The 26,865-nt window shown below is 64.5% G+C and carries 24 protein-coding genes; 20 read left to right on the top strand and 4 right to left on the bottom strand.

Annotation, left to right across the window (positions count from 1 at the left end; genetic code table 11):
- Positions 1–6 precede the first annotated feature (6 nt).
- The 3 genes from ACGYLD_RS12810 to mraY are packed head-to-tail and all read left to right on the top strand — an operon-like array spanning position 7 to position 4,040.
- Positions 7–1,488: a UDP-N-acetylmuramoyl-L-alanyl-D-glutamate--2,6-diaminopimelate ligase gene (locus ACGYLD_RS12810; RefSeq protein WP_271693373.1), complete on the top strand. Its 1,482-nt coding sequence runs from the start codon at positions 7–9 to the stop codon at positions 1,486–1,488.
- Positions 1,485–2,918: a UDP-N-acetylmuramoyl-tripeptide--D-alanyl-D-alanine ligase gene (gene murF / locus ACGYLD_RS12805; protein ID WP_271693374.1), complete on the top strand. Its 1,434-nt coding sequence runs from the start codon at positions 1,485–1,487 to the stop codon at positions 2,916–2,918. Before ACGYLD_RS12810 ends, murF begins: the two co-directional genes overlap by 4 nt.
- 39 nt (positions 2,919–2,957) lie before the next feature.
- On the top strand, positions 2,958–4,040 hold the full coding sequence (gene mraY / locus ACGYLD_RS12800; RefSeq protein WP_168611989.1) for a phospho-N-acetylmuramoyl-pentapeptide-transferase: 1,083 nt from the start codon (positions 2,958–2,960) through the stop codon (positions 4,038–4,040).
- A gap of 4 nt (positions 4,041–4,044) precedes the next feature.
- On the opposite strand, the gene ACGYLD_RS12795 is transcribed toward mraY, so the two are convergent.
- Entirely contained in the window at positions 4,045–4,971 is a 927-nt protein-coding gene (locus tag ACGYLD_RS12795) for a glutaminase (RefSeq protein ID WP_067261778.1), read from the bottom strand.
- A gap of 74 nt (positions 4,972–5,045) precedes the next feature.
- Between ACGYLD_RS12795 and murD the strand changes: the two genes are divergently transcribed.
- Entirely contained in the window at positions 5,046–6,446 is a 1,401-nt protein-coding gene (gene murD / locus ACGYLD_RS12790; protein ID WP_271693375.1) for a UDP-N-acetylmuramoyl-L-alanine--D-glutamate ligase, read from the top strand.
- An 8-nt stretch (positions 6,447–6,454) separates the two neighbouring features.
- On the opposite strand, the gene ACGYLD_RS12785 is transcribed toward murD, so the two are convergent.
- The gene (locus tag ACGYLD_RS12785) at positions 6,455–7,630 is read right to left on the bottom strand and encodes an NAD(P)/FAD-dependent oxidoreductase (protein WP_271693376.1); all 1,176 of its coding nucleotides are present in this window, start codon (positions 7,628–7,630) and stop codon (positions 6,455–6,457) included.
- Positions 7,631–7,741: 111 nt separating this feature from the next.
- Between ACGYLD_RS12785 and ACGYLD_RS12780 the strand changes: the two genes are divergently transcribed.
- From ACGYLD_RS12780 to ACGYLD_RS12705, 16 genes are all read left to right on the top strand, one after another.
- Complete coding sequence (locus ACGYLD_RS12780) at positions 7,742–8,269, top strand: peroxiredoxin-like family protein (RefSeq protein WP_271693377.1); 528 nt, start codon at positions 7,742–7,744, stop codon at positions 8,267–8,269.
- 172 nt (positions 8,270–8,441) lie between these two features.
- Positions 8,442–9,608 (top strand): putative lipid II flippase FtsW, encoded by a 1,167-nt coding sequence (gene ftsW, locus ACGYLD_RS12775; RefSeq protein WP_067261784.1) that lies wholly within the window; start codon positions 8,442–8,444, stop codon positions 9,606–9,608.
- The gene (locus ACGYLD_RS12770; RefSeq protein ID WP_271693378.1) at positions 9,608–10,732 is read left to right on the top strand and encodes a UDP-N-acetylglucosamine--N-acetylmuramyl-(pentapeptide) pyrophosphoryl-undecaprenol N-acetylglucosamine transferase; all 1,125 of its coding nucleotides are present in this window, start codon (positions 9,608–9,610) and stop codon (positions 10,730–10,732) included. Before ftsW ends, ACGYLD_RS12770 begins: the two co-directional genes overlap by 1 nt.
- Positions 10,729–12,147, top strand: a complete 1,419-nt coding sequence (gene murC / locus ACGYLD_RS12765) for a UDP-N-acetylmuramate--L-alanine ligase (protein WP_271693379.1) — start codon at positions 10,729–10,731, stop codon at positions 12,145–12,147. The genes ACGYLD_RS12770 and murC overlap by 4 nt, the downstream gene beginning before the upstream one ends.
- Complete coding sequence (locus ACGYLD_RS12760; RefSeq protein WP_271693380.1) at positions 12,144–12,395, top strand: DUF2484 family protein; 252 nt, start codon at positions 12,144–12,146, stop codon at positions 12,393–12,395. Before murC ends, ACGYLD_RS12760 begins: the two co-directional genes overlap by 4 nt.
- Positions 12,392–12,658 (top strand): DUF2484 family protein, encoded by a 267-nt coding sequence (locus ACGYLD_RS12755; RefSeq protein WP_271693381.1) that lies wholly within the window; start codon positions 12,392–12,394, stop codon positions 12,656–12,658. Before ACGYLD_RS12760 ends, ACGYLD_RS12755 begins: the two co-directional genes overlap by 4 nt.
- Positions 12,655–12,954: a hypothetical protein gene (locus ACGYLD_RS12750; RefSeq protein ID WP_271693382.1), complete on the top strand. Its 300-nt coding sequence runs from the start codon at positions 12,655–12,657 to the stop codon at positions 12,952–12,954. Before ACGYLD_RS12755 ends, ACGYLD_RS12750 begins: the two co-directional genes overlap by 4 nt.
- Before the next feature lie 39 nt (positions 12,955–12,993).
- Positions 12,994–13,941, top strand: coding sequence for a UDP-N-acetylmuramate dehydrogenase (gene murB, locus ACGYLD_RS12745; RefSeq protein WP_271693383.1), 948 nt, complete (start codon positions 12,994–12,996; stop codon positions 13,939–13,941).
- A 127-nt stretch (positions 13,942–14,068) separates the two neighbouring features.
- A complete protein-coding gene (locus tag ACGYLD_RS12740; protein ID WP_394402780.1) occupies positions 14,069–14,950 on the top strand; it encodes a D-alanine--D-alanine ligase in 882 nt (293 codons plus the stop codon).
- Positions 14,938–15,819: a cell division protein FtsQ/DivIB gene (locus ACGYLD_RS12735; RefSeq protein ID WP_322327986.1), complete on the top strand. Its 882-nt coding sequence runs from the start codon at positions 14,938–14,940 to the stop codon at positions 15,817–15,819. Before ACGYLD_RS12740 ends, ACGYLD_RS12735 begins: the two co-directional genes overlap by 13 nt.
- 30 nt (positions 15,820–15,849) lie before the next feature.
- Entirely contained in the window at positions 15,850–17,184 is a 1,335-nt protein-coding gene (ftsA, locus tag ACGYLD_RS12730; RefSeq protein ID WP_067263257.1) for a cell division protein FtsA, read from the top strand.
- Positions 17,185–17,357: 173 nt separating this feature from the next.
- A complete protein-coding gene (gene ftsZ / locus ACGYLD_RS12725; RefSeq protein ID WP_394402753.1) occupies positions 17,358–18,968 on the top strand; it encodes a cell division protein FtsZ in 1,611 nt (536 codons plus the stop codon).
- A gap of 207 nt (positions 18,969–19,175) precedes the next feature.
- Positions 19,176–20,099, top strand: a complete 924-nt coding sequence (gene lpxC / locus ACGYLD_RS12720; RefSeq protein ID WP_168612003.1) for a UDP-3-O-acyl-N-acetylglucosamine deacetylase — start codon at positions 19,176–19,178, stop codon at positions 20,097–20,099.
- A gap of 241 nt (positions 20,100–20,340) precedes the next feature.
- Positions 20,341–21,207 (top strand): outer membrane protein assembly factor BamD, encoded by an 867-nt coding sequence (locus ACGYLD_RS12715; protein ID WP_271693389.1) that lies wholly within the window; start codon positions 20,341–20,343, stop codon positions 21,205–21,207.
- A 32-nt stretch (positions 21,208–21,239) separates the two neighbouring features.
- Entirely contained in the window at positions 21,240–22,910 is a 1,671-nt protein-coding gene (gene recN, locus ACGYLD_RS12710; RefSeq protein WP_271693390.1) for a DNA repair protein RecN, read from the top strand.
- Between the two features lie 62 nt (positions 22,911–22,972).
- A complete protein-coding gene (locus ACGYLD_RS12705; RefSeq protein ID WP_067263270.1) occupies positions 22,973–24,658 on the top strand; it encodes a chloride channel protein in 1,686 nt (561 codons plus the stop codon).
- Between the two features lie 7 nt (positions 24,659–24,665).
- Here the strand turns inward: ACGYLD_RS12705 and ACGYLD_RS12700 are convergent, their stop codons facing one another.
- Entirely contained in the window at positions 24,666–25,010 is a 345-nt protein-coding gene (locus tag ACGYLD_RS12700; RefSeq protein ID WP_271687713.1) for a DUF427 domain-containing protein, read from the bottom strand.
- 30 nt (positions 25,011–25,040) lie between these two features.
- Positions 25,041–26,831 carry an aminopeptidase P family protein gene (locus tag ACGYLD_RS12695; RefSeq protein WP_271693391.1) on the bottom strand — a complete coding sequence of 597 codons (1,791 nt, stop codon included), beginning with the start codon at positions 26,829–26,831 and terminating at the stop codon, positions 25,041–25,043.
- Positions 26,832–26,865 lie beyond the last annotated feature (34 nt).

Here is a 26,865-nt window from a genome sequence, read left to right as displayed (position 1 = left end):
ATCTCTATGACCGACCGGGCCGTACCCCTTTCCTCTCTCGGGCTGACCGCGCGGGCGGGGGCCAACCCTATGATCACCGGCATCGCGGTCGACAGCCGCGAAGTGCGCGAGGGCACGCTTTTCGCGGCTCTGCCCGGCAGCCGTGTGCATGGGGCAGGTTTCATTCAATACGCCCTGCGCATGGGCGCGGCGGCGGTGCTGACCGATGCGGCGGGCGCCAAACTCGCCGCCGAGGAATTGGCGGGCTCGGATGTCGCGCTGGTGGTCTCCGACCTCCCGCGGGAGGCGCTGGCGCGCACGGCGGCGCTTTGGTTCGGCGGCCAGCCCGCCACGATGATCGCGGTCACCGGCACCAATGGGAAAACTTCCGTCTCGACCTTCGTGCGCCAGATTTGGGTTGAAATGGGATTGCCTGCCGTGAACCTCGGCACAACCGGGGTAGAGGGTGCATGGGCCGCCCCCTTGGCCCATACCACGCCCGAGCCGATCACCCTGCACCGCACGCTGGCCGAGGCGGCGGCGAATAGCATCACCCATGCCGCGATGGAAGCGTCGAGCCATGGGCTCGACCAGCGGCGGCTGGATGGGGTGACGCTCAAGGCGGCGGGCTTTACCAACTTCACCCAAGACCATCTGGACTATCACGAGACATTCGAGGCCTATTTCGCCGCCAAAGCCGCGCTTTTCGCCCGTGTCCTGCCCGAAGACGGCACGGCGGTGGTCAATATCGACGATGAAAAAGGCGTCGACATCGCGGCCATCGCCCGCGCGCGGGGCTGTGAGGTGATCACCGTGGGCCGCGACGGGGGCGATCTGCATCTGCAAGGCCAGCGGTTCGATGCCACGGGCCAAGACCTGCGCTTTAGCTGGCGCGGCAAGACCTATCAAAAGCGGCTCAACCTGATCGGCGGCTTTCAGGGCGACAACGTATTGCTCGCCGCCGGGCTGGTCATCGCCTGCGGCGGCGATCCGCAGGAGGTCTTCGACACGCTGCCGCATCTCACCACCGTGCGGGGCCGGATGCAGCTTGCCGCCACCCGCGACAACGGCGCGGCGGTGTTTGTCGATTACGCCCATACGCCCGATGCGGTGGCCACGGCACTTGCCGCCATGCGCCCGCATGTGCTGGGCCGCCTCGTCGCCATCGTCGGCGCGGGGGGTGATAGGGATCGTGCCAAGCGCCCCTTGATGGGGCAGGCGGCGGCGCAACATGCGGATATGGTCATCGTCACCGACGACAACCCGCGCAGCGAAGACCCGGCCAGCATCCGTGCCGCCGTGCTGGGCGGCGCACCCGAGGCTTGGGAAGTCGGCGACCGGGCCGAAGCCATCCTGCGCGGGGTGGAAGCGCTAGAGCCGGGCGACGCGCTGCTCATCGCGGGCAAGGGGCATGAGACCGGGCAGACCGTGGGCGACGACGTGCTGCCTTTCGACGATGTGGAACAGGCCAGCGTGGCCGTGGCGGCACTGGACGGGAGATTGGCATGAGCCTTTGGACAGCGAGCGAAGCGGCGGAGGCCACGGGCGGGCAGGCGCAGGGCGATTGGGCTTGCAACGGTGTCTCCATCGACACACGGACCTTGCAGGCCGGCGATCTCTTCGTCGCACTCAAGGCCGCGCGGGACGGGCATGAATTTGTGGCCCAAGCGCTCAGCAAAGGGGCCGCTGCCGCGCTCGTGACCCATATCCCCGAAGGCGTGGCCACGGACGCGCCGCTGCTGATCGTTGAGGATGTGCAGCAGGCGCTCGAAGCGCTTGGCAGGGCAGGGCGCGCCCGCCTCGGCCCACAGGCAAAGGTGGCGGCGGTGACCGGCAGCGTCGGCAAGACCTCGACCAAGGAGATGCTGCTGGCGATCTTTGGCGATCAAGGCCGGGCCCATGCCAGCGTCGACAGCTACAACAACCACTGGGGCGTGCCGCTGACACTGGCGCGGATGCCGCGCGATACCGATTACGCGGTCATCGAGATCGGCATGAACCACCCCGGAGAGATTGCCCCCCTCGCCAAACAGGCGCGGCCCGATGCGGCGATGGTGACCAATGTCGCCGCCGTCCACCTCGAAGCCTTCAAGGATGTCGCCGCCATCGCGGTGGAAAAGGCCAGCATCTTTGACGGGATGGAGCCGGGCGGCGGGGCGGTGATCAACGCCGACCACGCGCACAGCGATATCGTCTTGGCCAAAGCGCTAGAGCGCGGCCTGCGCGAGACGACCTTTGGTCAGGCAGGGCATCACTACAAGCTGGGCGAGGTCAAGGTTCAGGGCGATGCCACCGTGGCACAGGCCGAGGTTGAAGGCGCGCCGGTGATCTTCAAGATCGCCACGCCGGGGCGGCATTTCGCGATGAACGCGCTTGGCGCGCTGGCAGTGGCCGAGGCGCTTGGCGCGGATCGGGCGCTGGCTGTGCAATCGCTGGGCCGCTGGTCGCCCTATGCCGGGCGCGGGGTGCGTGAGCGCATCCAGCTCGACCCCATAGACACCTATCTGGCGCTGGAATTGATCGACGACAGCTATAACGCCAACCCAACCTCCATGGCCGCCGCGCTTGAGGTGCTGGCCGCCTCGGAAGTCACCCATGACATCGGGCGCGTCAGCAAGGGGCGGCGGATCGCCTTTGTCGGCGATATGAAAGAACTCGGCCCCGAATCTGTGGCGCTGCACGCCGGTCTCGCCGATCTCGAAGCCACCCAAGCGCTCGACGTGGTGCATTGCGTCGGCCCGTTGATGAAAGCCTTTTACGACAATCTGCCCGAACATCAGCGCGGCGATTGGACGGAAACCGCCGAAGAGATGTTGCAAGGACTCCGCGCAAGGCTCGATTCCGGCGATGTCGTGCTGATCAAAGGGTCGCTTTCGATGAAGCTGGGCGGTATTGTTGACGCCATCCGCAAAATGGGCCATCCGGTCCCGACCGCCTGATCGGCGATTCACCCCACATGATGAGTTAGGACGCGATATATGCTCTATTGGTTGACGCTGCTGTCGGATGGCGGCGATTTTTTTAACCTGTTTCGCTATATCACCTTCCGCGCGGGCGGGGCGTTTCTGACGGCATTGGTGTTCGGCTTTATCTTCGGCAAACCGCTGATCGAAGTGCTGCGCAAGCGGCAGGGCAAGGGCCAGCCGATCCGCGATGACGGCCCAGAGGGGCATTTCGCCAAGGCGGGCACGCCCACCATGGGCGGGCTGCTGATCGTGGGGGCCTTGCTGACCTCGACCCTGCTTTGGGCGCGGCTCGACAATCCTTTCGTCTGGCTGGTGCTTTTCGTCACCATGAGTTTCGCCGCCATCGGCTATGCCGACGACCACGCCAAGGTCAGTAAGCAAAACACCGATGGCGTGCCGGGTAAGTTGCGGCTTTTGCTAGGTTTTCTGATCGCGGGCATCGCGGGCTATTGGGCCGCGCAATACCATCCGGCAGAGTTGCAGTACCAGCTTGCGCTGCCGGTGTTCAAAGACACGCTGATCAACCTCGGGGTGCTTTTCGTGCCCTTTGCCATCATCGTGATCGTCGGCTCGGCCAATGCGGTGAACCTGACTGACGGGCTTGATGGTCTGGCCATCATGCCGGTGATGATCGCCGCCGGAGCGCTTGGCGTCATTGCCTATGCCGTGGGCCGGGTCGACTTCACCGACTATCTTGACGTGCATTATGTTCCGGGTACGGGCGAAATCCTGATCTTTACCGCCGGTCTCTTCGGTGGCGGCCTCGGGTTCCTGTGGTACAACGCGCCGCCCGCCGCCGTCTTCATGGGCGACACCGGGTCGCTGGCGCTTGGTGGGGCCTTGGGTGCCATTGCTGTGGCGACGAAACACGAGTTGGTGCTGGCGGTCGTCGGCGGGCTCTTCGTGGTCGAGGCGCTATCGGTGATCGTGCAGGTGCTCTACTTCAAGCGCACCGGCAAGCGCGTCTTTCTGATGGCGCCGATCCACCACCATTACGAGAAAAAGGGCTGGGCCGAGCCGCAGATCGTGATCCGTTTCTGGATCATTTCACTTATCCTCGCCCTGCTGGGTCTGGCGACGCTGAAGGTGCGCTAAGCCCTTAGAAGATCGACCAATCCATGTGACGTGCCAAAAGGGCCAGTGCTTCGGTGCCCTTTTGGCTGTTGCCATAGCGGTTGAGCCCCGGCGACCAGACCGCGATGCTGGCCCGCCCCGGCACGATGGCCAGGATGCCGCCGCCCACACCCGACTTGCCCGGCAGGCCCACGCGATAGGCGAAATCGCCTGAGCCGTCGTAATGCCCGCAGGTCAGCATCAGCGCGTTGAGCCGTCGGATGCGGCTGGGGGCCACCAGCCGCGGCACATCGGGGGCTTCGATCAGGAAGCGGCCCGCCATGGCAAGCTGTTCCACCGTCATCTCCATCGCGCAATGGTGGAAATAGGTGCCGAGCGTGCGTTCCGGCGCGTTGATGAGGTTGCCGTAGCTCGCCAGAAAATGCGCCAGCGCAAAGTTGCGGTGGCCAAAATCGGTCTCCGAGGCGGCGACGGTGTCATTGATGTGGATGTCGTCCGTCCCCGCCGCTTCGCGCACGAAACGCAGGATCTCGGCCAGCGCCTCGCGCGGCTCGCGGTTGCCCAAGACCTCATCCGTCGTCACGATCGCACCCGCGTTGATGAAGGGATTGCGCGGGCGGCCCTGTTCCTGCTCCAACTGCACGATGGAGTTGAAGGCCCGGCCCGAAGGCTCCCGCCCCACGCGGTGCCACAGTTGGTCGCCCGATCGGCCAAGCGCGATGGCCAGCGTAAAGACCTTGGTGATGGACTGGACCGAAAAGGGCACCTGCGTATCGCCCGCCACATGACATTTGCCATCCGCCGTCACCACAGCGATGCCGAACTGCGCCGGGTCCACCTTGGCCAGTTGCGGGATATAGGCCGCCACGTCACCCCAGTGGTCATCCTCGCGCATCATGGCATTGAGGCGCGGCAACACATCGTCAAGGTCAGGTTTGGCGGGGCTGGACATCTTCGGCGGCCTCTGGCTTGTGATGGGCGCATCATGCCCCCATTCTGGGGTCAACGGGTAGCAGGGGATTGCAGATGATTCCAGTACAGGGCTTGGAAGGCGCACGCGTGGCGGTGCTGGGATTGGGCCGCTCGGGCCTGAGTGCGGCGCGCGCGTTGCAAGCGGGCGGGGCCAAGGTCAGCTGCTGGGACGACAACCCCGCCGCACGGGCGCGGGCCGAGCGGGAAGGCTTCGCCTGTGTCGATCTCAACGCCCCCGGTGCCTTGGACAAGATCGCCCGGCTGATCGTCAGCCCCGGCATCCCGCATCTCTACCCCGCGCCGAACCCGGTGGTGGCGGCAGCGCTTGCCGCAGGGGTGCCGGTGGACAATGACATTGGCCTCTTCTTCCAAAGCTTCGCCACGCTGGCATGGGATCACTACGACGTGGCCCCGCGGGTGGTGGCGGTGACCGGCTCGAACGGGAAATCGACGACTTCGGCGCTTATTCACCACATCCTTGAGCATGTCGGGCGGCCTTGCCAATTGGCGGGCAACATTGGGCGCGGTGTGCTGGACCTCGATCCCGCCGTGGATGGGGAGGTCGTGGTGCTGGAGCTTAGCAGCTACCAGACCGAACTGGCGCGCGCGCTGACGCCGGATGTGGCGGTCTTCACCAATCTCAGCCCCGACCATCTGGACCGCCATGCGGGGATGGGGGGCTACTATGCCGCGAAGCGTCGCCTCTTTGCCGAAGGTGGCCCCGACCGCGCGGTGATCGGCGTGGATGAGGCCGAGGGCCGCTTCCTTGCCGGGCAACTCAGCGAGGGGCCGAGCGACGACCGTGTGATCCGCATCAGCGCCGAGACCAAGCTTTCCGGCCCCGGCTGGCATGTCTTTGCCCGCAAAGGGTTCTTGAGCGAATATCGGCGCGGCAAGCAGGTCGGCGCGATCGACCTGCGCGGCATCCAAGGGCTGCCGGGCGCGCATAACCACCAGAACGCCTGCGCCGCCTATGCCGCCTGCCGGGCGCTCGGCCTTGCCCCACGGGTGATCGAGGCGGCGTTTCACAGTTTCGGTGGCCTGCCGCACCGCAGCCAGACCGTGGCCGAGGCGCATGGCGTCCGCTACGTCAATGACAGCAAGGCCACCAATGTCGACAGCGCGGCCAAGGCGCTGGCGGCGTTCAAGAACATCCGCTGGATCTGCGGCGGGCTTGAGAAAGAGGGCGGCCTGAAAGGGTTGGCAGAGGCGCAAGGATCGGTCCGCAAAGCCTATGTGATCGGGCGCGAAGCCGCGCATTTCGCCATGCAACTCACGGCTGAGACCGAAGTCTGCGGCACGATGGAGCAGGCCGTGGCACGGGCGGCGGCAGAGGCCGAAGAGGGCGATGTTGTCCTGCTGGCCCCGGCGGCGGCGAGTTTCGATCAATACGACAGTTTCGAGCGCCGCGGTGAGGATTTCGTGGCGCAGGTGCAGAAGGTGCTGGCGGAGTAGGGCGGTGCCTAGCCCGCAATCGCCCGTGCCGCCGCCATGCCCGAAGACCACGCCCACTGAAAGTTATAGCCGCCGAGCCAACCGGTCACATCCACGGCTTCGCCGATGAAATAGAGCCCCGGCACCTCTCTCGCGGCCATGGTCTTGGACGATAGCCCGTCGGTGTCGACGCCGCCCAGAGTGACCTCTGCCGTGCGATACCCTTCGGTGCTGCCGGGGTGTAGCTGCCAGTTCTCGATGCCTGCGATGAATGCGGAGAGCCGCGCATCCGACCAATCCGCCAGATTGCCCGAAACATCGAACTCTTGCCCCAGATGTTCCACCAGCCGCCCGGGCAGGTGCTGCGCGAGAACGGTGGTAAAGTTCCGCCGCCCCGCGCGTTGCCGCTGGTCGCGCAGCGCGTCCAAAAGGGTGCCTTCGGGGGCGAGGTTCACGGTGATCGGCTCCCCCTCGCACCAGTAGGACGACGCCTGCAAAACGGCGGGCCCAGAAAGGCCGCGGTGGGTGAAGAGCAGCGCCTCGTCAAAGCCCGTATCGCCAGCGGTGACACGGGCAGGGGTGGCGACACCGGCCAGCGGGGCAAAGCGCCCTTCGGCAAAGGTGAAGGGCACCAGCCCGGCCCGCGTTTCGGTGACATTTAGGCCAAACCGCCGCGCGATGTCATAGGCCACCCCGGTTGCGCCCATCTTGGGGATCGACTTGCCCCCAGTGGCGATCACGAGGTTGCGGGCGGTGACTTTCACCGTCTTATCAGGGGTTTGCAGATCAAAGCTGAACTGACCATCGACCTTTGCGAAATTGCTCGCGCTGCTTTTCAACTGCAGTTCGACCCCGGCCTGCTGCATCAAACCGCGCAGCATGGCGATGATCTCTTTCGCGCTGGTGTCGCAGAAAAGCTGGCCGAGGGTTTTCTCATGCCACGCGATGCCATGACGGTCGACCAACTCGATGAAATCCCACTGTGTGTAGCGGGCCAAAGCGGATTTGGCGAAATGCGGGTTCTGGCTGAGAAAGGCCTGCGGTTCGCAATACATATTGGTGAAGTTGCAGCGCCCGCCGCCCGAGATGCGGATCTTCTCGCCCGGGGCTTTGGCATGGTCCACCACCAGCACCCGCCCGCCCGCATGGGCAGCGCACATCATGCCTGCGGCACCGGCTCCGATAATGGCTGTATCGACTTGCATAGGCGCGCTCTGCCTCAATGTGCCGCCCCGGTCAAGAAGACGTGAGACCGGTTGCCGCTTTGCCAAGGCGCCATAGCTGGGGTGCAACGCAACTGACGAAAGGAGCAGAAAATGACCAAACTGACCGCAGAACAGAATTTTCCGAAGATGGACGTGAGCAAGCTCGGCGGCGGCACGCTGACCTTGGGCCAGCCACAAGAGGGGCGCGATTGGCAGTTGGTGGTGGTCTACCGCGGCCTGCACTGCCCGATTTGCAAAAAGTATCTCGCGCAATTGGAAAAGCTGCAAAGCCAGTTCCATGAGATTGGCGTCGATGTGATCGCCGTCTCCGGCGACCCCGAAGAGAAGGCCAAGGCCATGGCCGAGGAAGACAGCCTGACCCTGCCCATCGGCTATGACCTCAGCCTCGACCAGATGGCGGAACTGGGGCTCTACATTTCTGACCCGCGCAGCCCGCAGGAGACCGATCGGCCCTTCGCCGAACCTGCGACCTTCGTCATCAACGACGAAGGCAAGGTGCAGATCATCGACATTTCCAACGCGCCCTTCGCGCGGCCCGAGTTGGAGGGTCTGCTGAACGGCCTCAAATTCGTCCGCGACAAGGGCTACCCGGTGCGCGGCACCCATAAGGCCGCCTGATCGCGCGCGTTGAAGGGGCGAGCTGATCGCCCGGCGGCGGGGCTTGGCAAAGCCCCGCTGACCCCGCCCGCTTTAGCGGGGTGAAATGCACTAGCTTCATATGACAAGTCGGGCTATTCTGCCTGGAAGAGACCCCGCAAAGGGGCCGTTGAGGCAGTTAAGGCAGATACCCATGACAGAGATGGTCTATGGCGCGGTCCCGGTGCGGGATGGTGAACCGATCCTTCCAAAATGGTGGCGCACGGTCGACCGTTGGGCTTTGTCCTGCGTGTTGATCCTTTTTGCCGTCGGCATGCTTTTGGGGCTGGCCGCATCCCCGCCCTTGGCCGCGAAGAACGGCTTTGATGCTTTCCACTATGTGCAGCGGCAGGCGTTCTTCGGCGGATTGGCGCTGATCGCGATGTTGCTGACCTCGATGATGTCCCCGGTGCTGGTGCGGCGTCTGGCGGTGTTGGGCTTTGTGGTGGCCTTTGTGGCACTGGCGCTGTTGCCTTTCTTCGGCACCGATTTCGGCAAGGGGGCGACGCGCTGGTATTCGCTGGGCTTCGCCTCGTTCCAGCCCTCTGAATTTCTGAAACCCGGTTTCATGGTCGCCGCCGCATGGATGATGGCCGCCGCGACCGAGATCAACGGACCTCCGGGCAAATCGTGGTCCTTCGCGCTTTGTATCTCCATCGTGCTGATGCTGGCGATGCAGCCCGACTTCGGGCAGGCTTGTCTCGTCCTGTTCGGCTGGGGCGTGATGTATTTCGTCGCCGGCGCGCCGATGGTGCTGCTGGTCGGCATGGCGGGGCTGGTGGTTCTGGCGGGGACCTTCGCCTATTCCAATTCCGAGCACTTCGCGCGGCGGATCGATGGCTTTCTCAGCGTCGATGTCGATCCGACCACCCAGCTTGGCTATGCCACAAACGCCATCCGCGAGGGCGGGCTTTTCGGCGTAGGCGTGGGCGAGGGCGAGGTGAAATGGTCGCTGCCCGATGCGCATACCGACTTCATCATCGCCGTCGCCGCCGAGGAATATGGCCTGATCATGGTCGTCTGCATTATCGCCCTATATACTGTGGTGGTCGTCCGGTCGCTGCTGCGTCTGGTGCGCGAGCGTGACCCCTTCATCCGGCTGGCCGGAACCGGGCTGGCCTGCACATTTGGAGTACAGGCAATGATCAACATGGGTGTGGCAGTGCGGCTTTTGCCTGCCAAGGGCATGACCCTGCCTTTCGTGAGCTACGGCGGCTCTTCGGTGATCGCAAGCGGCATCGCAGTGGGCATGCTGTTGGCCTTTACCCGGACCCGCCCGCAGGGTGAGATCAGCGATATTCTGGGCCGGGGCCGCCGCTGATGGCCGCCCCACTGTTGATCATCGCCGCCGGGGGGACCGGTGGGCATATGTTTCCTGCGCAGGCTTTGGCCGAGGTGATGTTGAAGCGCGGCTGGCGGGTGAAGCTCAGCACCGATGCGCGCGGCGCGCGCTATACCGGCGGCTTTCCCGAAGCGGTCGAGATCACCCAGATCAGCAGCGCCACATTTGCCCGCGGCGGGGTGGTGGCCAAGGCGCTGGTGCCCTTCCGCATCGCCGCCGGTGTGGTCCGCTCGGGCCTCAACATGCTGCGCGACCGGCCATCGGTCGTGGTGGGCTTTGGGGGCTATCCGTCGATCCCGGCGCTCGGTGCTGCTTGGGCGCTGCGCATGCCCCGGATGATCCACGAGCAGAATGGCATTTTGGGCCGCGTGAATGAGATTTTTGCCAAACGGGTTCACGCCGTGGCCTGCGGCATCTGGCCCACCAAGCTACCCGAGGGCGTGCAGGGCTGGCATGTGGGCAATCCGGTCCGCGCCGCCGTTCTGGACCGCGCCGGTGCCGCCTATATCCCGCCGGGTGACTACCCGATGGAGGTATTGGTCATGGGCGGCAGCCAAGGCGCGCGCATCCTTTCGGACGTGGTGCCCCCGGCGCTTGCGGCCATGCCGATGAACATGATCCGCAACATCCGCGTCAGCCATCAGGCCCGCGACGAAGACGGCCAGCGGGTGGCGGACTACTACGCCGAATCCGGCATCAGCGCCGATGTGCGCCCCTTCTTTGACGATGTGCCCCGCCGCATGTCCGAGGCGCAGCTGGTGATCAGCCGCTCCGGTGCCTCCAGCGTGGCCGACCTGTCGGTCATCGGGCGTCCGTCGATCCTGATCCCCTTTGCCGCCGCGGCGGGGGATCACCAAAGCGCCAATGCCCGCGGCTTGGTTGAGGCCGGGGCCGCGATCATGGTGCCCGAACGCAAAGCCAATCCAGATATCATGACCGACCAGATCCTCGCCGTGCTTGAGATGCCCGAAGGGGCAATGCAGATGGCGCGCGCCGCGCTTTCGGTCGGCAAACCCGATGCGGCCGAGACCTTGGCCGATATGGTTGAGCAGCTTGCCGCCCAAGGCACGCTCACCCCCGCAGAAGAGGAACACCCGCAATGAACGCCGCCGCCACCAAACTGCCGACCGATGTCGGCCCGATCCATTTCGTCGGCATCGGCGGCATCGGCATGTCCGGCATCGCCGAAGTGCTTTTGAACCACGGCTACAAGGTGCAGGGCTCGGACCTCAAAACCACCAAAATCACCGTGCGGCTGGCCGAATTGGGCGGGCGCATCTTCGAGGGGCAGGCGGCTGAGAATATCGAAGGCGCGGCGGTGGTCGTGATCTCTTCGGCGATCAAGCCGGGCAATGCTGAGTTAGACGAGGCCCGTCGCCGTGGCTTGCCCGTCGTCCGCCGGGCCGAGATGCTGGCCGAGCTTATGCGGCTTAAGTCCAACATCGCCGTGGCGGGAACGCATGGCAAGACGACGACCACCACGCTGGTCGCAGAACTGCTGGTTGCGGGCGGCATTGACCCCACCGTTGTCAACGGCGGCATCATCCACGCTTACGGCTCCAACGCGCGGATGGGGCAGGGCGACTGGATGGTGGTCGAGGCGGATGAAAGCGATGGCAGCTTTAACCGCTTGCCCGCCACCATCGCCATCGTCACCAATATCGACCCCGAGCATATGGAGCATTGGGGCGACTTCGACACGCTGCGGCAGGGGTTTTTGAACTTCGTCTCAAACATCCCTTTCTACGGGCTGGCGGTCTGTTGCACCGATCACCCGGAGGTGCAGTCGCTTGTGGGCAAGCTCACTGACCGCCGCGTGATGACCTATGGGTTCAACGCGCAGGCCGATGTACGCGCCGTGGGGCTGCACTACAAAGACGGCGTCGCGCATTTTGACGTGCATCTTCAGTCCGAAGACATGGTCATCGAAAACTGCGCCCTGCCGATGCCCGGGGATCACAACGTCTCGAACGCGCTGGCGGCGGTGACCGTGGCGCGGCACCTTGGGATGAAGCTTGAGCAAATCCGCGACGCTTTGGGCAGCTTTGGCGGGGTGAACCGCCGCTTTACCCGCGTGGGCGAGGTGGACGGCGTGACCATCATCGACGACTACGGCCACCACCCGGTCGAGATTGCCGCCGTGCTGAAAGCCGCGCGGCAGGCCAGCGCAGGCCGCGTGATCGCCGTGCACCAGCCGCACCGCTATTCCCGCCTGTCGCATCACTTTGACGAGTTCTGCGCCTGTTTCAACGATGCCGATGTCGTGGGCATCGCCGATGTCTATGCCGCGGGCGAAGAGCCGATCCCCGGTGCCGACCGCGACGGGCTGGTCGCGGGGTTGATCCAGCATGGCCATCGCCATGCCTATGCGGTCGAGGATGCCGAGGCGCTGACGCAACTGGTCCTGCGCGAGGCGCGCCCGGGCGATATGGTGGTCTGCCTCGGGGCGGGTACGATCAGCGGCTGGGCCAATGACCTGCCCGAGGCGCTACGCGCGGCCAAGGGGGCAGCTGCGTGACCCTCGTCTGGCTGTCGATCCTCTGGGTCTTCGCCGCCGTGACCGTGGCCATGCTGCCGCTGCGCTCTCAATACCTGCCGGGGGTGGTTCTGCTGATTGCCGCGCCCTTGCTGATCATCGCCATCGGTGTGACCCAGTCTTGGGCCTATGCGCTTTTGGCGCTGCTGGCGTTCCTGTCGATGTTCCGCAACCCGCTGCGCTATCTCTTGGCGCGGCTGCGGGGCCAAAAGCCGGAGCTGCCGAAATGAGCCTCTCTCTCATCCTCGCCTGCTTCTGGTTCGTGATCGCGAACATCCTTGCCATGACGCCGAGCAAGGATTCCCACTGGCGCAGCGCCTATCTGCTGATCGCCGTGGGCATCCCAATCGTTGGTTTCGTCACCGCGCAGCATGGGCCGTGGCTGGGCCTGCTGGTGCTGGCGGGGGGCTGTTCGGTGCTGCGCTGGCCCGTGGTCTATTTCGCGCGCTGGCTGCGCCGCGGCGCGGGCCGGGTCAAAGGCCCGGCGGAATGACCCTGACGCCGACCCTTGTGGCGCTGCTGTCGGTCTTTGCGGTCTGGATGATCGCCTGTATCTGGACCGGTTTTCGCGCCCGCGTGCTGTGGTTCTTTCTCGTGCTGGCGACAGGCTTTGCCCTCAATGCCACATGGATGGTTTTCGGGCTGGATGCGCGGGTGTTCGAGCCGCATGCGCTTTTGGCGCAGCTTTCCGTCCTATTCTATGCGGTGGGCGGTTTCGGGCTGGGCTGGCTTGCGGGGCGGGTGGCCAAACGCTGGCGCGAGAGCCGCGTCGATCCGCCGTCTTCTTGATGGTTTGCCCCGCCTTATAAATGCGCTAAGTCGGGCGCCATGATTAAGCTCAATATCCCTGACCTGCGCGGCAGGCTGACCCCAAATCGCGCCCTGAGCGACCTGACATGGCTCCGCGTCGGCGGCCCTGCGGATTACCTGTTCCAACCCGCCGATGTGGAGGACCTGTGCCTTTTCATGCGGCGTTTGCCGCAAGGGGTGACGGTTTTCCCCATGGGGGTGGGCAGCAATCTCATCGTGCGCGATGGCGGGCTGCGGGCGGTGGTGATCCGGCTGGGCCGCGGTTTCAACGGGATCGAGGTCGACGGCGATCAGGTGACGGCGGGGGCCGCAGCGCTCGATGCCCATGTGGCACGCAAGGCGGCGGATGCGGGGCTGGATCTGACCTTTCTGCGCACCATTCCCGGCAGCATCGGCGGCGCGTTGCGCATGAATGCGGGCTGTTACGGCAGCTACACGGCGGATCACTTCGTCTCGGCTCAGGCTGTGACCCGCGCGGGCGAGGTGGTGACCCTGACGGCGGATGACCTCAACTTCCGCTACCGGCAGAGCGATCTGTCCCCGGGCGCGGTGCTGATCGGGGCGACCTTTGCGCCGCCCAAAGGCGTGCCGGAGGAGCTGCACGCCCGGATGGAGCAGCAGCTTGCCAAACGGGATGAGAGCCAGCCCACGAAAGACCGCAGTGCCGGCTCCACTTTCCGCAACCCGGCGGGCTTCTCTTCGACCGGGAAGGCGGATGATGTGCATGATCTGAAGGCGTGGAAAGTGATCGACGACGCCGGGATGCGCGGGGCCACCGTAGGCGGCGCGCAGATAAGCCCGAAACACTCAAACTTCCTGATCAACACCGGCGGCGCCACGGCCCATGATCTTGAGACATTGGGCGAAGAGGTGCGAAAAAAGGTTTACGCTTCAAGCGGTATAAGGCTAGAATGGGAAATTAAGCGCGTCGGTGAGAAATTGGGCGATCCGGCGTCGCAAAGCTAAGCCGCGGCGCAGCAGCTAAGCCACGGCAGAAGCAAAGAAAACAACGATAGGGGCCGCAAACGGTCCGAGGCGAAGAGGCACTTTGGTGGGTAAGTCGAGCGGACAGACCCCGACAGTGGCGGTATTGATGGGTGGCCCCTCGGCCGAGCGTGAGGTGTCCCTGTCCAGTGGGCGTGCATGCGCCGCTGCCTTGCGGGAACATGGCGGATATAACGTGATCGAGGTCGAAGCCGATCGCGATCTTGCAGCCGTTCTGACAGATCTCAAACCCTATGCCGTTCTGAATTGTCTGCATGGCCGTTGGGGCGAAGATGGCTGTGTGCAGGGGCTGCTAGAGTGGCTCAAGCTGCCCTACACTCATTCCGGCGTGCTGGCCTCGGCGCTGGCGATGGACAAACAGCGCTCCAAAGACGTGTTCCGCCACGCGGGGCTGCCGGTGTTGGAAAGCGTGATCGCGCCCAAGGCCGATGTGATGGCCGCCCATGTCATGGCGCCGCCCTATGTGGTCAAGCCCAATAACGAAGGCTCTTCGGTCGGGGTGTATCTCGTGGCCGAGGAAAACAACGGCCCGCCGCAATTGTCCGAAGACATGCCCGCCGAGGTAATGGTCGAGACTTTCGCACCGGGGCGTGAGCTGACCACTACCGTGATGGGCGACCGGGCGTTGGCGGTGACGGATATCATCACCACCGGCTGGTATGACTATGACGCGAAATACAAGCCCGGCGGCTCGCGCCACGTGGTGCCCGCCGATCTGCCGCAAGAGATCACCGATCTGTGTTTCGACTATGCCCGCCGCGCCCATGCGGCGCTTGGCTGCAAGGGCATTAGCCGCACCGATTTTCGCTGGGACGAGGCGCGCGGCCCCGAGGGGCTGATCCTGTTGGAGACCAACACCCAGCCCGGCATGACCGCCACTTCGCTCTCGCCCGAGCAGGCCGCGGCCTGCGGCATTTCATTCCCTGAGCTTTGCGCTTGGATGGTGGAGGACGCTACATGCGATCGCTGATCCGCCGCCGCCCGGAAACGGTCAAGGCCGATCCCGCCCCGTCGCGGTGGTCATGGCGGATGCAGCGGTTGATGCTGACACCGGGGTTCCGTTTTGCCCTGCGCGTGGGGCTGCCCTTCACGCTGAGCCTGCTGGCGGGCACGATCTATATGGCGGACGAAGAACGGCGCGGCACCGTGGTGCAGGCCATCGCCGACGTGCGCGCCAGCATCGAAGAGCGGCCCGAGTTCATGGTCAAGCTTATGGCCATCGACGGGGCGAGCGACATGCTCTCGACCGAAATCCGCACCGCGCTGCCGCTGGAATTCCCGCTGTCCTCCTTCGATCTCGACCTGCCGCAAATTCGCGAGAAGATCACCGACATCGACGGGGTGAAACAGGCCAACGTCCGCATTCGTCCCGGTGGTGTGTTGCAGATCGACGTGACCCCCCGCGTGCCCGTGGCTGTTTGGCGCAGCGAAACGGGGCTGGCGCTGGTGGACAATACCGGTGCCCATGTGGCACGGATCGAGGCGCGGCGCGACCATGCCGACCTGCCGCTGATCGCCGGGGCAGGGGCTGACAAAGCGGTGCCGGAGGCGCTCAGGCTGATCGGGGCCGCGAATGTCTTGGGCGACCGGCTGCGCGGTTTGGTCCGCGTTGGTCAACGCCGCTGGGACGTGGTGCTGGACCGCGATCAAACGATCATGTTGCCCGAAGAAAACGCGCTGCAAGCGCTGGAACGGGTGATCGCGCTGGAAGGCGCACAAGAGGTTCTTACGCGGGATGTGGCGCGTGTGGACATGCGGTTGGCGGCAAGACCGACCCTTAGAATGAACGAAGATGCCACCCGCGAATGGTGGCACATCAGGCAGCTTTCCGGCCAGTAAGATGGCCATTGGAATCGGGACAGTAACGAAATGATGGACCTATACGACAGTCAGCGTTCGATGCGGCACATGCGCAAATTGGCGATCCAACGCGGAGTGGTCGCCATTTTGGATGTGGGCAGCTCCAAGATCGCCTGTCTGGTGCTGCGCTTTGACGGTGCGGGGCTTGATAGCGACAGCGGCGACATCGGGTCCTTGGCCGGGCAGTCGGGGTTCCGGGTCATCGGGGCGGCGACCACCCGCTCACGCGGGGTCCGCTTTGGTGAGATTTGCGCCATGGGCGAGACCGAGCGCGCGATCCGCACCGCCCTTCAGGCTGCGCAGAAGATGGCTGGTATCCGCGTCGATCACGTCATCGCCTGTTTCTCGGGCGGGGAGCCGCGCAGCTATGGGCTCGACGCCTCGGTCGAGTTGGAGGGGCAATCGGTCTCGGAGCAGGACGTGGCGCGGGTGCTGGCGGGCTGCGACGTGCCGGAATATGGCGAGGGCCGCGAGGTGCTGCACGCCCAGCCGGTGAACTTCGCGCTGGATCACCGCAGCGGTTTGGCCGACCCGCGCGGCCAGTTGGGCAACAGCCTCTCGGTGGACATGCATATGCTGACCGTCGACGCCGATACGGTGCAGCATCTGGCCCATTGCATCAAACGCTGTGATCTGGAACTTGCCGGGATCGCCTCCTCCTCCTACGCCTCGGGCATCTCGGCGCTGGTCGAGGATGAGCAGGAGCTCGGTGCCGCCTGTATCGACTTTGGCGGTGGCACCACCGGCCTGTCGATCTTTATCAAGAAACATATGATCTATGCCGATACGGTGCGGATGGGCGGGGATCACGTCACCTCCGACATCTCGATGGGTCTGCAAGTGCCGATGGCCAATGCCGAGCGGATCAAGACCTTCTACGGCGGGGTGCATGCCACCGGCATGGACGACCGCGACATGATCGAGATCGGCGGCGAGACTGGTGATTACGAACACGACCGCCGCACCGCCAGCCGGGCGGAGTTGATCGGCATCATGCGCCCGCGTGTCGAAGAGATCCTCGAAGAGGTCCGCGTTCGGCTGGATGCCGCCGGTTTCGACCACTTGCCAAGCCAACAGATTGTGCTTACCGGGGCGGGCAGTCAGATACCGGGCCTTGACGGGTTGGCCAGCAAGATCCTTGGCCAGCAGGTTCGTCTGGGGCGTCCGCTGCGCGTGCATGGGCTGCCGCAGGCCGCGACGGGGCCGGGCTTTGCCTCTGCCGTGGGGCTTGCGCTTTTCGCGGCGCATCCGCAGGACGAATGGTGGGATTTCGACATTCCCGCCGATCGCTACCCGTCCCGCTCGCTCAAACGCGCGGTGAAATGGTTTAGAGACAACTGGTGACCCCAATATCGGGTGAGAAGCCCGAGATGAGGCGGAAACTGGCAAGTTTCTGCCCATATTTAGCGTCAAAACGATGTTTTTTAGGTGACGATGCGGCCCTAGCCCGGTAGGGTCGGGTAAATTTGGTCGAAAAACTCCCGCAGAACGCGGATAACTGGACAGGCGGACAGCACATGACACTCAACCTTTCAATGCCAGGACATGATGATCTGAAACCCCGTATCACCGTCTTCGGTGTTGGCGGGGCAGGCGGCAACGCGGTCAACAACATGATCGAAAAGCAACTTGACGGTGTTGATTTCGTCGTGGCCAACACCGACGCACAGGCGCTGCAACAGGCGCAGGCCGAGAACCGCGTGCAACTGGGCATCAAAGTGACCGAAGGTCTGGGCGCGGGCGCGCGTGCCTCTGTCGGCGCTGCCGCTGCCGAAGAGAGCATCGAGCAGATCGTCGACCACCTTGCTGGCGCGCATATGTGCTTTATCACCGCTGGCATGGGCGGCGGCACCGGCACCGGGGCGGCTCCGATCATCGCGCAGGCCGCGCGTGAACTGGGCGTGCTGACCGTCGGCGTCGTGACCAAGCCCTTCCAATTCGAAGGCGCCAAGCGCATGCGTCAGGCCGAAGATGGCGTTGAGACGCTGCAAAAGGTCGTCGACACGCTGATCATCATTCCGAACCAGAACCTCTTCCGTCTGGCGAACGAAAAGACCACCTTCACCGAAGCCTTCTCGCTTGCCGATGACGTGCTGTACCAAGGTGTGAAGGGCGTGACCGACCTGATGGTCCGTCCGGGCCTCATCAACCTCGACTTCGCCGATGTCCGCGCCGTGATGGACGAGATGGGCAAGGCGATGATGGGAACGGGCGAGGCCGAGGGCGAAGATCGCGCCATCCAAGCCGCCGAGAAAGCCATCGCCAATCCGCTGCTGGACGAAATCAGCCTGCGCGGTGCCAAGGGCGTGCTCATCAACATCACCGGCGGTCAGGACCTTACCCTGTTCGAACTCGACGAAGCGGCCAACCGCATTCGCGAGGAAGTGGACCCCGAAGCGAACATCATCGTCGGCTCCACGCTGGACGAAAGCCTTGGTGGCCTGATGCGCGTCAGCGTTGTCGCCACCGGCATCGACGCCACAGATGTGAACACCGAAATCCCCGTCCCGCGCCGCTCCATGAGCCAGCCTTTGCGTCAGAACGTATCGGTTGACGATGTGGCGCAGGTGTCCGCTGCACAGGCGCCGGTCGCTGCCTCTGTGGCCGCCGAAGCGCCGCAGGAAGTCGAACAGGCCGCCCTGTTCCAAGACCTCCAGCCGACACAGCGCGAGCAGGATCAGTTTGAGGACGAGAACGTTGTCGAAGACGATGACGGTCTGCCCGCACCGGCCTACCAGCCTGAGGTCGCCGCATTCGAGCCGCGCCAGGAAGAGAACATCGAAGCTGAGCCCGAAGCCTTCGTCGCACCGCGTGCGCCGACCCCCGGCACACCGTCCCCCGAAGCGCTGGCCCGCCTGCGCGCCGCCGCACAGAAGGCCGCGCCCGAGCAGCACCGTCAGGCCCAGCAGCAGCAGGGTGAGCAGGGCGACAAGGGCCGTTTCGGCATCAACTCCCTGATCAACCGGATGACCGGCCACGCCGAAGGCGAGGCGCAAGCCCGCCCCGCGCGTCAGCAGCCGCCGGTGCAAACCCGCGCCTCTGCCGCCGCGCCGCAGCCGCAGGAAAACAACGATCCCGATCAAGAACGCATCGAAATCCCCGCGTTCTTGCGCCGTCAGGCCAACTGAACTGATCACGATAGATGACGAAAGGGCTGCCTTAGGGCGGCCCTTTTTCTTTTTAGAACAACGCCTTGCCTCCGGGTAAGCGCAGCCGCGCTCAAATGTTGCAATGATGTTTCAGACCGTTGCAAAGATTGAGTTGAGCAAAACGAACCCGCCCCTTAATCCAGAGTTCAACAAACAAGAAGATGTTCGAAGCTTGAGGATGACCCGGTGCAGACAACGATCAAATCAGCGGTAAGTTTTACTGGCACAGGCCTGCACTCCGGTCTGCCTGCGACGGTGACACTGCGCCCGGCGTCGGCCCATCACGGCATCTGGTTCTCGCGCAGCGATGTGGCGGTCGGTGACCGTCTGATCCCCGCCCGCTGGGACGCGGTGAACCGCTCGCCGCTCTGCACCAAGCTGGAAAACCCCACCGGCCTGTCGATCTCGACCGTCGAGCATCTGATGGCCGCCGTGGCGGGCTGCGGCATCCACAACCTTTTGATTGAGATCGACGGCCCCGAAGTGCCGATCCTCGATGGTTCCTCCGTGCCTTTCGTGCGCGGCATCATGCAGCGCGGTCTGCGCCAGCTTGCAGCCCCCGTGATGGCCTTCGAAGTGCTGAAAACCATCACCGTGCAGGATGGCGACGCGGTCGCGACGATCTCGCCCGCCGATACGCTGCGCATCGACTTTGAGATCGACTTTGCCGATGCCGCCATCGGCCAGCAGCGCAAGTCGCTGGTGATGAACAACGGCTCTTTCGCGCGCGAACTCTGCGACAGCCGCACCTTCTGCCGTCAGGCAGATGTCGAGGCGATGCAGGCCAATGGTCTGGCGCTTGGTGGCGAAGCGGGTGAGAACGCGGTGGTTTTCGACGGCGATGCCGTGGTCAGCCCCGGCGGCCTGCGCCACGCGGATGAGCCTGTGCGCCACAAGATGCTCGATGCGCTCGGCGATCTGGCGTTGGCCGGGGCACCGCTCTTGGGCCATTACGAAGGCAAACGCGCGGGCCATTCGCTGACCAACACGCTGCTGCGCGCGCTCTTTGCCACGCCGGACGCCGTGCGTCTGGTGGCCTGCGATGCGGCGCAAACGGCGCGGCTGCCCGGCTCCGGTCTGATTTGGGACGAAATCCCGCAGGTTGCCTGATCCCGGGGCAGGGGAGCAGTACCGCAAAGCGCAGGGCGCTTAGGCGGCGAAGTGCCATTGAACGCCCTGCCAATGCCTTGTATTCACTAAGCCGAAGTGACAAGCCTGACCCAGCGATGCGCCACCGCGCAGCCGCCTGCGGACGGGGGCGGAATGGGCGTTTTGCAACGCAGTTTATTGTGCTAGTCACATGCGCAAGAGGGTCAAAGACCATGGGTTGGACGATGCAAGGGGTGCGGGCATGACGGTAGCGGGATCGCGCAAGCGGACGATCAGTGCGGTGCTTCTGGTCGCGACATTGGCAGCCTGCGGCGGTGGTGACGGACGCTCTGACGGGAACTTCTTCAACCCGCAGGAAATCCCGCTTGAAACCTATTCGGCCGAGCAGATTTTCGAGCGCGGCGAATATGAGCTGACCAACAACAACCCCGGCGAAGCGGCATTCTATTTCGCCGAGATCGAGCGTCTCTATCCCTATTCCGAATGGGCCAAACGCGCCCTGATCATGCAGGCTTTCGCCTATCACAAGGATCAGGACTATCCCAACAGCCGCTCCGCCGCGCAGCGGTTCATTGATTTCTACCCCGCCGATGACGATGCCGCCTATGCGCAGTACCTCTTGGCGCTGAGCTATTACGATCAGATCGACGAAGTGGGCCGCGATCAGGGGCTGACCTTCCAAGCGTTGCAATCCCTGCGCGCCGTGATCGAAGGCTACCCGGACAGCGAATATGCCCGTTCCGCGATCCTGAAATTTGATCTCGCCTTCGACCATCTGGCGGGCAAGGAGATGGAGATCGGCCGTTACTATCTGCGCCGCGATCACTACACCGCCGCGATCAACCGCTTCCGCGTGGTGGTCGAGGATTTCCAGACAACGACACACACTGCCGAAGCGCTGCACCGTCTCGTGGAATCCTATCTCTCGCTGGGTCTGAACCATGAGGCGCAGACGGCGGGGGCCATCCTCGGCCACAACTACCGTGGCTCTGAATGGTATGAGGACAGCTACAAACTGCTGACCGGGCGCGGCCTTGAGCCTGCCTTCTACAAAGACAATTGGCTGGGTGCAGCCTATCGCCAGACCATCAAGGGCGAGTGGCTTTAAGGGGGGTGGGATCGCCCACCCGACGGTTCTAGATGCTGCGCGGACTTGATATTTCAGACATGCTGATCATCGACCGGCTGGAGCTTGGCTTCCAGCCGGGGCTGAACGTGCTGACCGGTGAGACGGGCGCGGGCAAGTCGATCCTATTGGATTCGCTCGGCTTCGTTCTGGGCTGGCGCGGGCGTGCCGATCTGGTGCGCCAAGGGGCAGAACAGGGTGAGGTGACCGCTTGGTTCGATCTGCCGCCCGGCCACCCGGCCCATGCGGTGCTGGAAGAGGCGGGACTGCCTGCCGGAGACGAATTGATCCTGCGCCGCATCAACACCTCCGACGGGCGCAAGACCGCTTGGGTCAATGACCGTCGCTGTTCGGGTGAGGTGCTGCGCCGCCTGTCGGAGACATTGGTGGAACTGCACGGCCAACATGATGACCGCGGCCTGCTGAACCCACGCGGCCACCGTGCAATCCTCGACGACTACGCCGGGAATGCCCGGGCGATTGCCAAGCTGCGCGAGGCGTGGAACGCCCTCGGCGCCGCCCGCAAAGCCGCCGCCGCCGCTGCCGCCGAACGCGAGGCCATCGCCGCTGAGGAAGAGTTCCTGCGCCACGCCGTGGCTGAGTTGGACAAGCTTGACCCCGAAGCGGGAGAGGAGGCCACCCTCGACACCCGCCGCCGCCAGATGCAGGGGGCCGAGAAAATCCGCCGTGATGTGGTCAACGCTTATGAGTTGTTGGGCCAAGGCGGGGCAGAGACGGCCATGGGCGACGCGCTGCGCTGGCTCGACGGGGTGGCCGACAAGGCCGAAGGCGCGCTGGAGGGCCCGCTCGCCGCGCTCAACCGCGCCATGGTGGAATTGGACGAGGCGATGTCCGGCGTGGCCGATGCGATCGACGGCATGTCGTTTGACCCCTATGAGTTGGAAGCCTGCGAAGAGCGGCTTTTTGCAATCCGCGGCTTGGCGCGCAAACATGACGTGCAGCCCGATGAACTGGCCGGTTTCGCCGACACGCTGCGCGCCAAGCTCGACGCGCTCGATGCAGGCGAAGCGGCGCAGCAGGGGCTGGAGAAAGCCGTTCGCGATGCGCAGGTGCTTTACGACGAACGGGCCACCGCGCTGACCGAGAAGCGCCGCAAGGCCGCAGCCAAGCTCGACAAATCCGTGGCGGCAGAGCTTGCCCCGCTCAAGATGGAGCGCGCGGTTTTCCAGACGCAGTTGACCGAAGAACCCGCAGGCCCCGAAGGGCGCGATGCGGTCTCCTTTACCGTCGCCACGAACCCCGGCGCGCCTGCCGGGCCCTTGGGCAAGATCGCCTCGGGCGGGGAACTCAGCCGGTTCCTCTTGGCGCTGAAGGTTTGTCTGACCCAGACCCAATCCGGCCTCACCCTAATCTTTGACGAGATCGACCGTGGGGTAGGGGGCGCCACCGCCGATGCCGTGGGCCGCCGCCTGAAGGCATTGGCCGCCGAGGGGCAGGTCTTGGTCGTCACCCATTCGCCGCAGGTCGCAGCCCTTGGCGCGCATCACTGGCGTGTGGCGAAATCGGTGACCAAGGGCATGACCACCTCCACCGTCACCCCCCTTGCCGCCGAAGAGCGCGTTGATGAAGTCGCCCGAATGCTCGCGGGCGATACGATTACAGATGCGGCCCGTGCGGCGGCGGAGGCATTGCTCAACGGGCAACAGGGCGCGACGACTTCTTAAATGGCGGTTTTACCCAAGGTCAGCTTGCCCTAGACAGAAAGGGTTCAACTGGTCTTAGTCCCATGCCTTCGCAAGATAACGCTTTCTTTTCCCAACAACTTCAGCAGGCGCTCGGCGGCTGCAAACAGGGCTGGACGGTGCTGCGCACCCGCGGGCCGGGGAAGGTCACATTCTGGTTTATCGCGCTGCTGGTGGGCATCGCCGCGGGCTTTGCCGCCCTGTTCTTTCGCAAGGGGATCAACTGGTTGCAGGCCACGCTTTACGGTACGGACGATGTGCAATTCCTGCACAGTTTCCTTGCCGGGCTGCCGTGGTATTGGGTGGTGCTGATCCCGACCTTGGGCGGGTTGCTTGTGGGGTTGATCTTGCACCGTTTCACCCGCGACGGGCGCGCGCGCAGCGTGGGCGATGTGATCCTCGGCGCCGCCATGCACGACGGCCGGGTCGAGACCCGTGCCGGGGTGGCCTCGGCCCTGGCCTCGCTCATCACCCTGTCGACAGGCGGCTCATCGGGGCGCGAAGGGCCGGTGGTGCATCTCGCCGCCGTGATCTCGACCAAGGTCAGCCGCTTCATCAAGGCCGATGGGATCACCGGGAGGGACCTGCTGGGCTGCGCCGTGGCGGCGGCGGTCTCTGCCAGCTTCAACGCCCCCATCGCTGGCGCGCTCTTCGCGCTCGAAGTCGTGCTGCGCCACTTTGCAGTCCACGCCTTCGCCCCCATCGTCATCGCCTCCGCCGCGGGCACGGTCATCAACCGGCTGGAGTTCGGCGGGCTCACGGAATTCGTCCTGCCCGGCCTTGGCGACGTGCAATTCTACGTCGAACTGCCCGCCTTCCTGCTTTTGGGGCTGACCTGCGGTCTGGTGTCGGTCGTGCTGATGCGCGCGATCTTCTGGGCCGAGGATTTCGGCAACTATCTGCAAGCCCGCACCGGCCTTGCCCGCTGGCTGCGCCCAGCGGTGGCGGGGGCGATCCTTGGGGTCATCGCGCTCTGGTTCCCGCATATCATCGGCGTGGGCTATGAGACGACCTCCCGCGCGCTGGTCGGCGAGCTGGTGCTGCACGAGGCGATCATCTTTGCCGTGCTCAAGGTCGCCGCCGTGGCGATCACGCTCGGCGGGCGCATGGGCGGCGGGGTGTTCTCGCCCTCGCTGATGCTTGGCGCCTTGACCGGGCTTGGCTTCGGGATCATCGCCACCGGTGTCTTCCCTGAGATTTCGGGCTCGTCCTCGCTCTATGCTCTGGCGGGGATGGGCGCGGTGGCCGCCGCCGTGCTGGGCGCGCCGATTTCGACCACACTCATCGTATTTGAGATGACGGGCGACTGGCAGACCGGTCTGGCCGTGATGGTCGCCGTCAGCATGTCGACCGCGCTGGCTTCCCGGCTGGTCGACCGGTCCTTCTTCCTCACCCAGATGGAGCGGCGCGGCATTCATCTGGCCGCCGGTCCGCAGGCCTATCTGCTCTCGATGTTCATGGTGGGCCGCATCATGCGCCGCCCCGATGATGAAGACGCGGCTTCGGAAGACGCCTGTTGGGACTTGATCGACAAGGGCACCTATATCGACGGCAGCGCCACGCTAGAGGCCGCCTTGCCGCTGTTCGATCAGACCCATTCCAACTTTATCCCGGTGGTCACCCTCAGCGCGGATGCGCCGCCCGAATTGCTGGGCGCGCTGTTCCATGTCGATGCGCTGAAAGCCTATAACCGCGCCCTCGCCGCCACGGCAGCTGAGGAGCATTCCTGAGCCGCGCTCAGATCCGTTCGATGGCGATTTCCTCCATCGGGGTGAAGGCCAGATAGCCCTTGATCTCGGCCACATCCGCCTTCGGGTCTTCATAAGACCAGACGGCGTCTTGCAAGGTCCGGCTCTTGGTCACCACCGAGAAATAGGTCGCATCGCCCTTATGCGGGCAATGGCTGGTCTTCTCAGTGCCATCGAGGAAAGCCATGGCGATGTCGCCACGCGGGAAATAGATCACCGGCGGATAGTCCCCCTCGCGCAGTTCCAGCGCGCCCGTGGACTCGCCCAATACGGCCCCGCCAGCGCGAACAACCCATGTGCCCTCAGCCGGAGTAATCTTGATATGGTCGGCCATGCCGTACCCCCCTTTACTTAAATCGGACGCTCACAGGGGCGCCGTTGCCACATCCAACCACAGTTTTGTAACAGGTGATACCCGCGGCCCGATCTTTTCCGCCACGTCGCGGTGATAGGCGTTGAGCCAGTCCCGCGCCTCGGGGCTGAGCGCCGCCACAGCAATCAGACGCCGATCAATCGGCACCAGCGTCAGCGTGCGCCAATCAAGCATCTTGCGATGCGCGTCCCCGCCGGGCAGGGCGGGGGCTTCTTGCACCACCAACAGGTTCTCGATCCGAATGCCAAAAGCCCCCTCGCGGTAATAACCCGGCTCATTGCTGAGGATCATACCCGGTTCCAGCGGCACATGGCTCATCCGGCTCAACCGCTGCGGCCCCTCATGAACCGACAGATAGGCGCCCACCCCATGGCCCAAACCGTGATCGAAATCCTGCCCCGCCATCCAAAGCGGCAAACGGCCCAGCATCTCGATATCCCGCCCTGCGAGCCCGCGCGGCCAGCGCAGGCGGCTCATGGCGATCATCCCTGAAAGCACCCGCGTGAAAGCCGCGCGCGCCTCCTGATCGGGACAGCCGATGGCGATGGTGCGGGTGATATCGGTAGTGCCGTCCAGATACTGACCACCACTGTCGAGCACCAGAAGATGCCCGTCCTGCAACACGCTGTCGGTCTCTTCATTCACCCGGTAATGGATGATCGCCCCGTTTGGCCCGGTGCCCGAAATCGTCTCGAAACTGATGTCACGCAGGGCAGGATCCCGGCGGCGCAGCGCTTCCAACTGCTGTACAACCTGCGTCTCGGTAACCGTGCCGGGCGTCTGCGCATCCAGCCAAGCGAGCAGCTCGACCATCGCGGCACCATCGCGCAAATGCGCCTCAGCCGCCCCGGCAATCTCGGCGTCATTCTTACAGGCTTTGGGCAAGGCGCAGGGGTCTTCACCAGCCTGCGCCCGATCCCCCAGCAAATCCGCGAACAACAGCGGGGCCGACTGCCGATCAAGCCGCACCGGCCCGTCGATTGCGCGCAGGTAATCGGGCAGCCCCTCAGGATCCCGCTGCACCACCTCTGGCCCCAGATGGTCCTCCACATCCACCAGTTTCTCAGCCGCCATGAACAGATCGACCCGCGCATCGTCATGCAACACGGCAAACCCATGCGCCACCGGGTTGCGCGGAATGTCTTGTCCGCGAATGTTCAGCAACCAGTTGTGGCTGTCGGGCAGGGTGATCAACGCCGCCTTCTGCCCCGCCGCGCGCAAATCCGCGGCCAAACGCCGGCGCTTGGCCTCATGGCTTTCCCCGGCAAAACGCTCAGGATGCGCCGCCACCTTGCCCATTGAGGCATCGGGTTGGTCTTCCCAAATACGGTCCACCATATTCGAGACGCGCCGCATCTCGATCCCGGACCCCGCCAAGGCCTCGAACAAAAGATCCATCTGCGCGGGCGTATGCAACATCGGATCGAAACCAACCACACCGCCCTCGGACAATTGATCCTTCAGCCAATCGGCCAAAGACACCTCGGGCCAAGGCACCGGGGTAAAGACATCCGCAACCTGCGCTTTGACCTGCGTCCGATAGCGCCCGTCGATGAAAACCCCCGCCACATCGCGCAGCGTCGCACAGAACCCGGCAGAGCCGGTGAACCCCGTCAGCCAAGCCAGCCGATCATCCCGCGGAGCGACATACTCACCCTGATGCGCATCGGCGCGCGGCACGAGAAACCCGTCCAAGCCCGCCGCCTGCAACTCCGCCCGCAGCGCCGCCAAACGCGGGGGACCCTGTTCCGGACGCGCGGTGACCTCGAAACTCTGGAACACGCGGCCCCTCCTTCATCCTTTTTCAAATACCGAT

Source organism: Sulfitobacter sp. 1A12056, from assembly GCF_043558125.1.
In the GTDB taxonomy this organism is placed as follows: domain Bacteria; phylum Pseudomonadota; class Alphaproteobacteria; order Rhodobacterales; family Rhodobacteraceae; genus Sulfitobacter; species Sulfitobacter faviae.
Note: the sequence above shows the minus strand (reverse complement) of the source record. Positions and strands in the feature narration are given on the sequence as shown.